11 protein-coding genes are annotated in these 12,034 nt (G+C 57.8%); 6 read left to right on the top strand and 5 right to left on the bottom strand.

Translation table 11 applies throughout. The features are described from left to right. Positions 1–33: 33 nt before the first annotated feature. A complete protein-coding gene (greB, locus tag BFP99_RS10675; RefSeq protein ID WP_027606972.1) occupies positions 34–507 on the bottom strand; it encodes a transcription elongation factor GreB in 474 nt (157 codons plus the stop codon). 113 nt (positions 508–620) lie between these two features. Continuing rightward, positions 621–1,604: a hypothetical protein gene (locus tag BFP99_RS10670; protein ID WP_027606971.1), complete on the bottom strand. Its 984-nt coding sequence runs from the start codon at positions 1,602–1,604 to the stop codon at positions 621–623. Between the two features lie 210 nt (positions 1,605–1,814). Here BFP99_RS10670 and BFP99_RS10665 point away from each other — a divergent pair, with 210 nt between their 5' ends. From BFP99_RS10665 to BFP99_RS10655, 3 genes are read left to right on the top strand one after another with little or no spacing between them, the layout of a single operon-like run. Further along, entirely contained in the window at positions 1,815–2,741 is a 927-nt protein-coding gene (locus BFP99_RS10665) for an ABC transporter ATP-binding protein (RefSeq protein WP_065947242.1), read from the top strand. Continuing rightward, entirely contained in the window at positions 2,738–3,463 is a 726-nt protein-coding gene (locus BFP99_RS10660) for an ABC transporter permease (RefSeq protein ID WP_065947241.1), read from the top strand. Before BFP99_RS10665 ends, BFP99_RS10660 begins: the two co-directional genes overlap by 4 nt. Positions 3,464–3,478: 15 nt before the next feature. Next, positions 3,479–5,224 (top strand): Gldg family protein, encoded by a 1,746-nt coding sequence (locus BFP99_RS10655; RefSeq protein WP_065947240.1) that lies wholly within the window; start codon positions 3,479–3,481, stop codon positions 5,222–5,224. 2 nt (positions 5,225–5,226) lie between these two features. Here BFP99_RS10655 and BFP99_RS10650 read toward each other — a convergent pair whose 3' ends face one another. From BFP99_RS10650 to BFP99_RS10640, 3 genes are all read right to left on the bottom strand, one after another. After that, positions 5,227–5,535 carry a hypothetical protein gene (locus tag BFP99_RS10650; protein WP_065924423.1) on the bottom strand — a complete coding sequence of 103 codons (309 nt, stop codon included), beginning with the start codon at positions 5,533–5,535 and terminating at the stop codon, positions 5,227–5,229. A gap of 264 nt (positions 5,536–5,799) precedes the next feature. Beyond that, positions 5,800–6,234, bottom strand: coding sequence for a DoxX family protein (locus BFP99_RS10645; protein WP_027606966.1), 435 nt, complete (start codon positions 6,232–6,234; stop codon positions 5,800–5,802). Positions 6,235–6,337: 103 nt separating this feature from the next. Then, positions 6,338–7,756, bottom strand: coding sequence for a transglycosylase SLT domain-containing protein (locus tag BFP99_RS10640; RefSeq protein ID WP_065947239.1), 1,419 nt, complete (start codon positions 7,754–7,756; stop codon positions 6,338–6,340). 236 nt (positions 7,757–7,992) lie between these two features. Here BFP99_RS10640 and BFP99_RS10635 point away from each other — a divergent pair, with 236 nt between their 5' ends. The 3 genes from BFP99_RS10635 to BFP99_RS10625 all read left to right on the top strand — a co-directional run. After that, positions 7,993–8,799, top strand: coding sequence for a TatD family hydrolase (locus BFP99_RS10635; RefSeq protein WP_065947238.1), 807 nt, complete (start codon positions 7,993–7,995; stop codon positions 8,797–8,799). A gap of 96 nt (positions 8,800–8,895) precedes the next feature. Then, a complete protein-coding gene (locus BFP99_RS10630) occupies positions 8,896–10,377 on the top strand; it encodes a methyl-accepting chemotaxis protein (RefSeq protein WP_065947237.1) in 1,482 nt (493 codons plus the stop codon). A 198-nt stretch (positions 10,378–10,575) separates the two neighbouring features. Then, positions 10,576–12,034: DUF6531 domain-containing protein (locus BFP99_RS10625; protein ID WP_256098120.1), on the top strand; the 1,459-nt coding region annotated here is incomplete at its 3' end.

Here is a 12,034-nt window from a genome sequence, read left to right as displayed (position 1 = left end):
CCGCCTCCCTTGCCGGGGGCGGGACAGCGTCGCTTACTTCACGTACTCAATAGCGGTGATCCACCAGCACACCTCGCCTCCCGGGGTCTGCACAATGGCCTCATCGTCGACTTCCTTGCGCAGCAGCGCACGGGCCATCGGTGAATCGATGGAGATATAGTCCATCCGATCATAAATCTCGTCATAGCCGACGATACGAAAACGCTTGGTCTCGCCCTGTTCGTTTTCAATCTCGACCCAGGCGCCGAAAAACACCTTCCCTTCCTGCTCGGGCATGTACTCCACCACACGCATGTCTTCCAGGCGCTTGCGCAAGTAACGCACCCGCCGGTCGATTTCGCGCAGCAGCTTCTTGTTGTACTGGTAGTCGGCGTTCTCGCTGCGATCCCCCAGGGAAGCAGCCCATGTCACCTTGCGCGTGGTATCCGGGCGCTTTTCGCGCCACAGGTAATCCAACTCTTTCTTCAGCGCTTCATGACCTTCTTTGGTTATCAGCTTGGTACTCAAACGCATGCATCCCCAGGCAATGTCCATAGGTACCGATAAGGCAGGAAATCACATCCAGGCGTCGGTTCGCTGGCGCTGATGATAAATGAACCCAGGAAAGTAGCCAGGCCTGTCTAGCTATCCAACGTCTGATCCAGTTCAAGCAGCACGCCCCGCAAGCTCTGGCGTAAACTCGAGACTTGCGAGGTCATCACCTTCAGGGCTTCGGTCCGCTGACTGACTGCCAGGGACTGGTCATGCAGTTGAGCGGTGCGCTGCTCCAGATCCCGGACCCTTTCATCCAACTGGGTTTGCTCCTGCTGCAAGCGGGCCTGCCATTGATCAAGCGCGGTTTCCCTCTCCGACGCAGCGAGTTTCTGTTGGGCCAGCTCCTGAGCAACACGAGCCAGGTTGGTCAGCGTACTGCCTACTTCAAACAAGTGGTCGTCGTCCGCGGGCGCCGAAAGCTTCGGCTGCGCCGGGGCGCTTGGCTCATTCAGGACAACAGGTACATCCTGGACAATGGCCACAGGCGCGTCGACCAACATCTGCCGGGGCTCTTCTACGACAGGTTCAGGTACGGGAAGCGGAGTAGGCTCGGGTGGATTCGCCCCCCTGACAGATGAACTCATTTTCGATGAGAAACGAATGGAAGGCACAATTAATGAAGCACTTTCGATTGCCGGCAGCACCGGCGCAGACATTCCCAGGGAGATCACTTTCATCACCAGGGCCTTCTTGATGATCACCGAATGATGCTCTTCGGGCCTCGCAGGCGGCAGCTTGCAGCCTTTTAAATCGATAAAATGATAAGGCACCTGAGTTTCGGTAACACCCGCTTTAGTGCCTGCCGCCGCCGAGGTGAGAATTTGCTTGAAAACATGCATTGCCACATGCAGGTCCTCCTTGGACTCCACTCCCCCCAGAAAATACCGATCAAGTTTTTTGCGCAAGGCTGCGACATACACCCTGGAACTCGCCGGCTCAACCTCTTCATCCAAGCTATAAACAAGAAAGTTGGAGGCAATCTGGCCTACAGCAAACCCACAGAGCAATGCACCGTTAACCGGAGCATCTTGACCATCGCGTTCAAGAACAAGGGTACGTAGAAGCATCATGGTGATCGGGCCTCATTACAAAATTCGAAAAGTCTCTATAACCTTCAGACCATCACTCAATAATTAAAGGTTAAAAACACAAAACAATTGTTTCAGCGACGTGCCTAGCGCGCACGTAGGACTTTTCCTATTAATGCTGAGCGGCGTTCCCAAAAACAGATATTGCTCGTACCCTTTTCAAACTCTCCCTCCACGACCACACCACGCTAAATGATCGAAATCATCAACCTGACAAAACATTTAAACAATAAGAAAATAATCAGCGATTTTTCATTCAGCGCAAACAAACAGGAATGCCTGGGACTATTCGGAGAAAATCCTACAGTTAAAACGGCCCTTCTCGACGTAATATCGGGCTCGACCACGCCTTCCAGCGGGCATATAAACATCCAAGGCTTCAATACTAAAGCCCATCCATTAAGAGCAAAAAAACTTATCGGCTACCAACTTCACAGATGCGTCAGTCATCCTACGATGTCGGTTAAAGAATTCCTTGACTACATCGCGGCCATTCGCGGACTGCGCGGCACCGAAAAACGCGCACAGGTGGACTATGCCGCTACGCAACTGGAGTTGTTGCCGGTGCTCAACGCTCCCCTCGAGGCTCTCTCCATCGGTTTGAAGCGCAAAGTCACCATTGCCCAGGCCATCCTGCACACCCCTGCCTTGCTATTACTGGATGAACCGACCGAGGGGCTGGCACCTGATCAGAAATACAAATTCAGGAGCCTCATCCAGTCATTGACGCAAGACATGACCGTGATCGTCGCTTCCCGACACTGCGATGAATTATCCGAACTCTGTACGCGCGCCCTGGTTATCGCAGGTGATCGCCTGGTGGCCGATACCCCCATGCCAGATCTGCAACGCGACTCTCGCCATTTCCAGGCGGTCACCCTCGCCGCAGATGCACCCTTGGACCTGCTGGCTCTCGCCGTACTGCCGGGGGTGGCAGGCATCGAAGAACATCGGCATGCACCCGGCACGGTGACCGTCCTGGCCATGCCGGGGCACACCATCTACCCCCATATCAATACGCTCATTGCCAATCGTCGCTGGAAAATCAACTCACTGAGCCTGGAGCCTGGTCGCCTCAGCGACGTAGTTCATTATCTGAGCCGAGAGACCCCCCTTTGAAACTGCTGCCCGTCATATTCAAGCGTCAACTCGTCCACTATGCCGGTACACCCGGCACCTATCTGAGCATTGCCATTTTTTCAGTACTGTCCGTGGCATTGGGGTTGCACATGAGCGCCTGGCCAGAACAGGACAGCAGTCACTTGCAGGTTTTCTTCCAGCTACACCCCTGGCTCTATTTATTGCTGATTCCAGTACTGGCGGCACAACTCTGGTCGGACGAGTCCAATGCCGGTTTTCTCGACCTGATGAAAACATTACCCATCACCACGTTTGAATGGGTTATCGGCAAATTTCTAGCAGCCTGGGTCGTGGCGGCCACAGCCCTGATATTGACCTTCCCTCTCGTGATCATTGCCAACTACCTGGGAGTGGCGGACAACAGCGTTATTGCCTCGCAATTTATATCGAGTTGGCTGCTGGCGGGCAGTTATCTAGCCGTCGGCTGTTTTATTTTCACACTGGTGCGGCAACGCACTGCCCTTTTCATACTGACTGTGGGCTTTATGCTTATCGTCAGCGCACTCTCTTATTTACTCGATGCACTTGAACATCAAGCCCCCACCTGGGCGGTGGACAGTCTGGTCTCCCTCAGCCCTTTTTCGAGGTACAGCGCTATCGACAATGGAAAGTTCACGCTTCGTGACATGCTTTACTTCATCAGCATGATCTTGGCCTTTCTCGCAGCGACGACCGTCACTCTCAACTATAGACACAGCTGAGAAGGAAAGCCCTCCATGCGACCTACTCTGCGCACCGGCATGACACTCACTGTTATCCTGTTACTATTCCTGGCGTTTAACTTAGTTTGGGTAGGAAAAATTCCAAATATCCGATGGGACTTCTCACAAGGAAAAACGCATACCCTATCGCCTCAAGTACGACAGTTACTCGCGTCATTGGAAAACCCTGTGGATTTGTATTATTTCAATGCCCATGACAGCCCTGGACGAAGCTACACCTTGAAACGCTATGGCAAGCGCATCGAAGACCGGTTGATGGAGTACGAAAAAGCAGCAAAAGGCATGATCAACCTGCACCTTATTGATCCCATACCTTTTTCAGAGGACGCCTACAAAGCCAGATTGTTTGGCCTCGACGACAATGCGGGATTCATGGGCCTGATCGGCACCCGAGCCGGCTATGGAGCGCAACGCATCGAATCATTCAGCCTGGATCGTGAGCCATTGCTCGAATATGAAATCAGTCATTTGATCTACAAGTTGCAGCATCCGGAGCGCCCCGCTATCGGACTGCTGTCAGGGCTGGCGATGGGAGAATCCGCGGACCGATTGTTGAAGGAACTGCAGCGACATTTCAATCTGGTCAATCTGGGAGCAACCACCGAGCGCGTGCCGGAACAGGTCAAGACGCTCATGGTCGTGCATCCACAGGCGCTGCCTGAGCAGTCGTTATATGCGGTTGAACAATTTGTCTTAAAGGGCGGTAAATTGATGGCATTTATCGACCCGTTTAGCGAGCAAAGCTCGACCCCCCCATCCGCCAATACCCGACTGACTGATTTGCTTGCCGCTTGGGGAATACAGATGCCGGCGAACAAGTTTCTGCTCGATCACCGCTACGCGGCGTCGCACACACCAGTGAAAGGGAAGTTCACAGTGCAGCATCCGGGCAGATTGATCCTGCCCCGGCAGGCAATGAACACAGGCGATCCGAGCACCTGGAAATTGAATAACGTGACGGTATCAAGCAGCGGCGTGCTGTTTCGCCGCCAGAAAGGCCGCACGACCCTGACCCCTCTCCTGCAAAGCTCCCTGCAATCCGAGTTGCAGGAAACCGACCGGCTTGCCTCAGCAACCGAGCTTGATTCAACGGCCGATGAGGCCTCCAGCCAAACACAACGCCATGTGATTGCAGCCCGTATAGAGGGGCCTGCCTATTCAGCATTCCTCGATGGCGTGGAAGGACAGCCGGCAGCTGTGCAAAAAGCGGCGCAGATCCATGTGGTGGTAGTCGCCGACACTGATTTGCTCACGGATCAAGTCAATAGCCCAGCGCCCGACAGCAACACACTGTTTATCTTGAATACGCTGGATAACTTGTCCGCCGGTGATGTACTGACCAATATTCGCCCGCACGCGTCGGCGCAAAGATCGCCAAACAGGCTGGAACGGATGCGCGACAGCGCCGTACACGCCTACACGCAGAAGGCGACTGAATTGGAACAACGCCTGCTACGGACAGAACATGAATGGCAAATGCTGCGCCCAACGGAGGTGCAGCTCGGCTCCCAGACCGTGGACACCACCACCCAATTGGTTGCACTCAACAAGGAGCGACTGCGCTTGCCAATGGAATTACATGCCTTGAAAGCCGAGGCATACGCGCAAGTACATCGCCTGGAGTTCGCCATAAAAATGCTCGTGGCACTGGCGATACCCCTGATGCTATGCCTGGTTGCCTGGGTGGTTTTCCTGTGCAATCGACGGCGTCGACTACAGGCGGGCGTCGCGCTCTACTGAGTTCAACGCCTGGCAATCAGCCCCTGCCGGGCAATGCGGGTCAATTGTCGGATGACTTCCTGCGCGTCGCTCGCGCTGGGGGCCTGGATAACCGCAAGATCGAAGCTGTTATTCGCAAACCGGGCAAGAGAATCGCCATCTTCCACAAACTGAATCAAGAATGCCGATGGCCGCCCGCTGCGACGTGGCCACCCGTCCAGATAACGTAAGAGCGTAGGCTGATGCTTGCCGCCCAGGAGGATTTTTGGATTGCGTTGGGTGAGGTCCGCGGTGATCGGGGCCAGGCGTATCAGGGGGCGTAGTGCATTCATCGTGTCGTGTCTCTGCCTCAAAAGTCTGCGGGCAGGTGAGAGGCAACACCGAACCAGCGCTTTAGCGGTATTTCGAAGTTGCCTCCCCAGGGGAGAACAGGCTTCTGTCGGGCCCTATTGATGAGACCCAGTGGCGCCCCGCAATTAGCTGTTTAAATCGGCGCATGGGCAGCATCCTAGAGAAGCCGGTGGGGCGGTGTCAAGAATCCCGAGCAACGAAAAGGCCCACACAGTGGTGGGCCTTTTCAGAGTTTTGTGCCGGTGTCAGTTGGCGATGGCGCGGTCGGCAGACAGTTTGCCAGCACCTTCCAGCAGCACCGCCAGGGAGCCGCCCAGCAGGGCCAGTGCGAACTCATAACCGTTGTTGGCCATGAACAAGCCGTTATGGATATGCACCGAGAAGATCGCCACCAGCGACAGAATGGTCAGGCCCAATGCCGCCGGGCGTACCAGCAAACCGATGATCAGTGCCAGGCCGGCAAAGAACTCGGTTCCGCCCGACAGCAGCGCCATCAGGGTACCCGGCGCCAGGCCAATGCTTTCCATCCACTGGGCGGTGCCCGCCAGGCCATAGCCGCCAAACCAACCGAAGAGTTTTTGCGAACCATGGGCGGCAAAGATGATGCCGACGACGATGCGCAGGATGGTCAGGCCGTAGCCGGCACGAGTGGACAGTACGCTTTTGATCATTGGGCTCATGGGGTGGATCCTTTTCGAAGTAGGGGTTGGTTGGCCGCTATATTAATCAGTTTAAATAATGATAAAAGCCGAAAAAATGCCTGATTAACATCGAAAAAATAGATTATTTCGAGGCGATTTTCGGCGCCGGCGGTTCCAGGGACTCTCGCTCCCGATCAAACGCCAAGTAGTACTTGTTGACGCTATTAACATAGCTGACGCCCCCCATCCCCACCTGCTCCATGGCGATGCGCTCCACCTGGAAGAACCATTGATTGGGGTTCAGTCCCCGGCGCCTGGCCTCGGTGCGCATGCCCTGCACCCGCTCCGGCCCCATGTTGTACGCGGCCAATACGAAGGCCATGCGCTCGCGCTCGTTGAGCTTGGGGCTGGCGAAGAATTTACGACGGATCAACGCCAGGTAACGCGCGCCGGCCTGCACATTGCTGTCGAGACTTTCGATGTTGTTGACGCCCACCCGCTGCGCTGCCGAAGGGGTGATCTGCATCAGGCCCGTAGGGCCGCCGCTGTTGCGCGCACCCGGGTCAAAAGCCGACTCCTTGAACGCCAGCGCCGCGAGGTTCAGCCAGTCCATGCCTTGCTCACGGGCGTGCTTTTGCAATACCGGGCGCAGCTTTTCGAGGCGCTGGCGGTCGACACGGGCCAGTGGGTTGCGCACCTGGTAGAGGCGCCGATAGATGCGTTGGAATGCCACATCCTGGTCGGACGGCGTGCGATAGGTCTTGAGAAATCGATCAATACTGGCCCGCAGCATCGAGGCGTCCTGGCGCACAAACCAGTACTCGTCGCCCGGTTCGCTGATTGCCACCTGCTTGTCGAAGCGCAACTTGGGCAGGATCTTCGACCAGCGCTCAGCAATCGGTTTCTCGACAATAGTCAGGTGAAAAATACCCGCCTGGACCATCTCCAGCACATCCTCCACCGCCAGGGTCGGGTCCACCCATTCCACCTTGACCGGCGGCTGTTTGTGCAAGGCCAGTTTCTGGTTGACCTGGCTGATGGCATCCGCCGCCGCGCTGCCGGTGGTCAGCGCCAGGGTGCGCCCGGACAGTTGCTCCAGCTTGGTAAACCGCCGCTCACCCTTCACCCCCACCAGCCATAACGGCACACCGCTGGCGATCGGATCGCTGGTGCTGATCTTGTGTGCGGCCTTCACATCCAGCAATTCACCGGGGGCCACCAGGTCACCTTCGCCACGGGCGAGTGCGCCGAGCAGTTGGTCCTTGGCCTTGGGAATGATCTTGAGGTTGATTTCCTGGCCATCACGGGCGTGGCCATTGAGGTATTGCTCGAACGCACGCAGGCGATGGTATTCGACACCGATGGCCTGGCCCTGGACCTCGCCGGAACTGTTACGGCTCTGGTTGACCAATACACGCAGGGTGCGACTCGAGCGAATCTCCGCCAGGTCGCGCACCTTGCCGGGCCTGGTCACTTCCAGCGGCCCGTCCAGACGCGCGAACGCCGCCGCGGGCAGCAGCAGCGTCAGGCACAACATAAGCAACACCGAGGGTCGGATCATCCGCTCTCCGGAAAGAATACTGGCCAACACCCTCGCGAAAAACGAGGCGTTGGGGGTCAGATACAGAGCGCTTTAAGCGCTGGCAAGACGCGCAACGGTGGCACAGTGCAAGGCGTGCAGCCAACCACGATGTCACTTGCGACGTTCAAAGACAGCTATAACTCGTTGTAGTTCTTCGTTTTTCTTATAAATCTACAGCTCTGATATGCTTTCCGGCCGCAGGCGGAGATAGCACCATGCAACTCATTGATATCGGCGTCAACCTGACCAACCCCAGTTTCGACGAGAAGCACCAGGCCGTTCTCGACCGCGCCTATGCCGCCGGAGTGCAACAATTGGTGCTCACCGGCACCAGCGTCGACGGCAGCGAACAGGCCTTGGAACTGTGCGTCAACCTCGATGACAGCGGCCAACGCCTGTTCAGCACGGCCGGTATCCACCCCCACTCCGCCAGCGATTGGAACGGCGATAGCGCCAGGCGCCTGCGCGGTTTACTCAGCGAAAGCCGCGTACGTGCGGTGGGCGAATGCGGGCTGGATTTCAATCGGGATTTCTCTCCGCGCCCGCAACAGGAAAAAGTCCTCGAAGAGCACTTGGCTCTGGCGGTTGAGCTCAAACTGCCGGTGTTTCTCCATGAGCGCGACGCCAACCAGCGTCTGCTGGAGATCCTCAAGGACTACCGCGACCACCTGAGCGCCGCCGTGGTGCATTGCTTCACCGGCGAACAACCGGCGCTGTTCAGCTACCTCGATCTCGATTTGCACATTGGCATTACCGGCTGGATCTGTGATGAACGCCGTGGGACGCACCTGCATCCGTTGGTCAGGGAAATTCCCCGTGGTCGTCTGATGCTGGAGAGCGATGCGCCCTACCTGCTGCCGCGCACCCTGCGTCCAAAGCCGAAAAACGGCCGTAACGAACCCGCCTACCTACCGGAAGTGCTGCGCGAAGTCGCCCTGCACCGCAACGAAACGGCCGAGGACCTGGCTCAGCACAGCACCGCCTGTGCCCGCGCGTTTTTTGGGCTGCCTGCCGTGGATTGATGCGGTGCATTGACCCATGTCAAAACCGCTTTGCTGAGTAGCGGCACAATAATGGCACCTTGCCAATGCTGTTTCCGCTATCAGAGAAAACCTTCCATGGGTGCCTGGCTTAGCAATATCTCGCTGAAATACAAATTCTGGGCCGTCAACGCGGTCGCCTTTATCACGACCCTGCTCCTGGTGCTGTACGCCGTGCATCTCGAACAGCAATCGCGCAGCCATGCGTCCCAGGCCTCGGCACAGGCCCAGGCGCAATTGCTCGGAGCCTGGCCGGCCGACAAGGCCCTGCCCAAGAGCGAGCACTGGCTGACGTTTGCCCGCGGCCAAGTCCCACAGCTGGCCGATCAGAATCTGTCAGCCCTGAGCAGCAACACGGGTTGGGTCGAACTCAACCCCATGCCGCTGTTCGGCGAAAACACGCTGATGGGCGCCGAAGTGATCGCCCGCCCTGATGGGCAATACATCGCCGTGCTCGCCCACGCCCCCAGCCTGAGCCAGGTATTCAGTGAACGCTTCGCCAACTATGCCGTGGCGGTGCTGATCCTGATGCTGGCGATGCTCTGCGCCTCCCAATTGCTGATCCGCTTCCTGCTCAGCCAACTCAACACCCTCAAGGACGTGATGCTGCACGTGGAGAAAACCGGCGACCTGTCGGCCCGCGTGCCGTTGGCCTGCAAGGATGAAGTCGGCCAGATGGCCAGCGCCTTCAATGCCATGCAAGCCGGTTATCAGCGCGTGGTCAGCACCGTGGCGCGCACCGCCAAGCTTCTGGACGAGGGTGCCGCTCGATTGGCCAGCAGCATGAACGAGGTACAACACGGCATGCTTGGCCAGCAAAGCGAGACCGACCAGGCCGCCACCGCCATCAACGAAATGACCGCCACCGTCTACCACATCGCCCAACATGCCGGTGCCACCCGCGACTTGTCCCAGGCCGCCGACACCCTCGCTGGCAGCGGTCAGGACGTGGTCACCCGCGTACAGCACTCAATCGCCGGCCTGTCTTCCGGCGTGCAACAGACCGCCGAAATGATCCAGAAACTGGCCGAGGACAGCCAGAAAATCAACAGCGTGGTCAGTGTGATCCACAGCATCGCCGAACAGACCAACCTGCTCGCCCTCAACGCCGCCATCGAAGCGGCTCGCGCCGGGGAAATGGGCCGTGGGTTTGCCGTGGTCGCCGACGAAGTGCGCAACCTGGCCAAGCGCGTGCAAAGCTCCACCGACGAAATCACCCGCATGGTCTCGGCTCTGCAGGCCGGCACCCGCGACGCGGTGGACTTCATGCAGGAAAGCTCGTTCAAGGCCGACGACTGCGTACAACAAGCCCTGGAAGCCGGCACAGCGCTCGCCGAAATCACCAGCGCCGTGGCGCAAATGCGTGAAAGCAACACCCAGATCGCCGTCGCCGCCGAACAGCAAAGCCACGTGGCCGAAGAGATGAACCGCGCAGTGGTGAGCATTCGTGATGTGACCGAGAACACCGTGCAACAGACTGTGGATTCGGCGACCACCAGCAATGAGCTGGCAACGTTGGCTGGTGAGTTGAGCAAGGCGATTGGGCAACTGAAGCTGTAGGGCTTCTCCACCTGTAATCCGACTCCTACGATCGACTCTGCGTTTACCCGAAGTCTTGGCGAACCCTCCTAGCCGTCCTGGCGAATAGCGCCGACTTCTTTACCTGACGAACCTCTCCAAAGTCTCTCGCCTGATCATTCAGTGCGAGGGACCGCCGATGCACCTACCCGTTAATGCCCTGGTTGTCGGGGCTGCCTCTTGATTCCCGTCATTGCCAGCTTTGTCCTGGCCCCCATGGATGCCAAGGCGCCGGACGTTGAGCGCGTCTTTCGTGACTTTCGCGGTTGCCTGAATACCTTTGATGAGTGGGCCGAGGGGTTCTTGAGCGCTTCGGCACTGGAAGTGGATCAGGTGTTCAAAGTTGGGGAAGAGGTGGCGCTGGTGGCGCCGGCTTCCTCCAAAACCCCCAGTAACACCGTCGCCAGCTGCGATGCCCAGGGATCGCTGACCCTGGTGCATATGTTCGAAAGCACTCGGTTTGTACCGATCGGCAATACGCCGGTGATGCTGCAAGCCATTGCCCAGGACGGCAGCCCGCTCGGCGCACCACTCCATCGGACCATCGGTCCCAGCGGCATCCTCGAAATCACCGAGTGTGATCGCAACCAGCCGTACCGAATCAGTTTCTACCCCAACGTTTCCAGGGATCACGTCAAGGCGCTGTATGCGTCTTATCAATCGGTGATCGCGGGGTTGGAAAGTCGCCTGCGTGACGAATGGACCAAGACCTTCCAGCCCCAATGGAACGACTTCGCCAACGCCACGCCGCCCGAACGTAGCGCGATGCAAGGTTTGGCGTTTTCAAGCGGGATGGCCAAGGCGCTCTACAACCTGTGGGACAACGTTACGCAGCTGTATGACTTGCTGGCGGACCTCAAGGCCAACAGCCAGAAGTTGTTGGCCTACATCTCCCAGACTGAACTCGATGAACTGCTGAGGCTGGGCAACGACGCCATCGCAAAGGGGCTGTTGGTGCTCAGCGATGAGCCGCTGCTGTTTATCTACCTGTCGGCCATGGTCAGTTGGCTACGCCTGCTACCGCCGCCCGAGATGTATGAAGTGCTGGGCGAGATCACCGGTGAGGTACTGATCAATCTATTCCTGATCTGGGCGACCCGTGGCATGGGCGTGCAGATTCGCCTGGGCGCTCAGGTGCTGGGACATATCAAATCCGGACGAGCGCACAAGTGGCTGGAGAGGCTGGCTGATCAGTTGGTGGGGCCGACGTTGGACGCGCATGTCGAGGCGCTGAAGCCTTTGCTGCTCGGTGGCCCCGCGACAGCGATCAAGGCTGTACCGGTTGCGCCGTTGAAGGTTGGGGAGCATGTGGTTTCGAACCCGGTGCCGGCGGTTCGCAGGAAGACTCAGCAGACGGTGTTGGTCAGGCAGGAGCCTGTCGATGATGTGCCCGTTTCAGGGAAGAACCCGAACGGGGATGCGACGGCATCTTCGGATAAGACCGTCACCAACGGCTGCCCCGTGTCGATGGTTACCGGGGAGGAATTGCTCACCCTCACCGACGGCACGTTGGATGGAATCTTGCCGTTCGAGTGGACACGGTTGTATCGCACCAGTGCGGTGGAAGTGGATGTCGGGTTGGGGTTTGGCTGGAGTCATTCGCTGGCGCATCGGCTTGCGGTGTCGGGCGATTCGGTGG

It is taken from the genome of Pseudomonas sp. 1 R 17 (genome assembly GCF_900067035.1).
Taxonomy (GTDB): Bacteria; Pseudomonadota; Gammaproteobacteria; order Pseudomonadales; family Pseudomonadaceae; genus Aquipseudomonas; species Aquipseudomonas marginalis.
This window is presented reverse-complemented; position numbering and strand designations above follow the sequence as displayed.

Bases quoted from the DNA above. Each gene is read 5' to 3' on its own strand.
- BFP99_RS10670 (WP_027606971.1), bottom strand. From the start codon at position 1,604: ATGATGCTTCTACGTACCCTTGTTCTTGAACGCGATGGTCAAGATGCT.
- BFP99_RS10665 (WP_065947242.1), top strand. From the start codon at position 1,815: ATGATCGAAATCATCAACCTGACAAAACATTTAAACAATAAGAAAATA.
- BFP99_RS10655 (WP_065947240.1), top strand. From the start codon at position 3,479: ATGCGACCTACTCTGCGCACCGGCATGACACTCACTGTTATCCTGTTA.
- BFP99_RS10650 (WP_065924423.1), bottom strand. From the start codon at position 5,535: ATGAATGCACTACGCCCCCTGATACGCCTGGCCCCGATCACCGCGGAC.
- BFP99_RS10645 (WP_027606966.1), bottom strand. From the start codon at position 6,234: ATGAGCCCAATGATCAAAAGCGTACTGTCCACTCGTGCCGGCTACGGC.
- BFP99_RS10640 (WP_065947239.1), bottom strand. From the start codon at position 7,756: ATGATCCGACCCTCGGTGTTGCTTATGTTGTGCCTGACGCTGCTGCTG.
- BFP99_RS10635 (WP_065947238.1), top strand. From the start codon at position 7,993: ATGCAACTCATTGATATCGGCGTCAACCTGACCAACCCCAGTTTCGAC.
- BFP99_RS10630 (WP_065947237.1), top strand. From the start codon at position 8,896: ATGGGTGCCTGGCTTAGCAATATCTCGCTGAAATACAAATTCTGGGCC.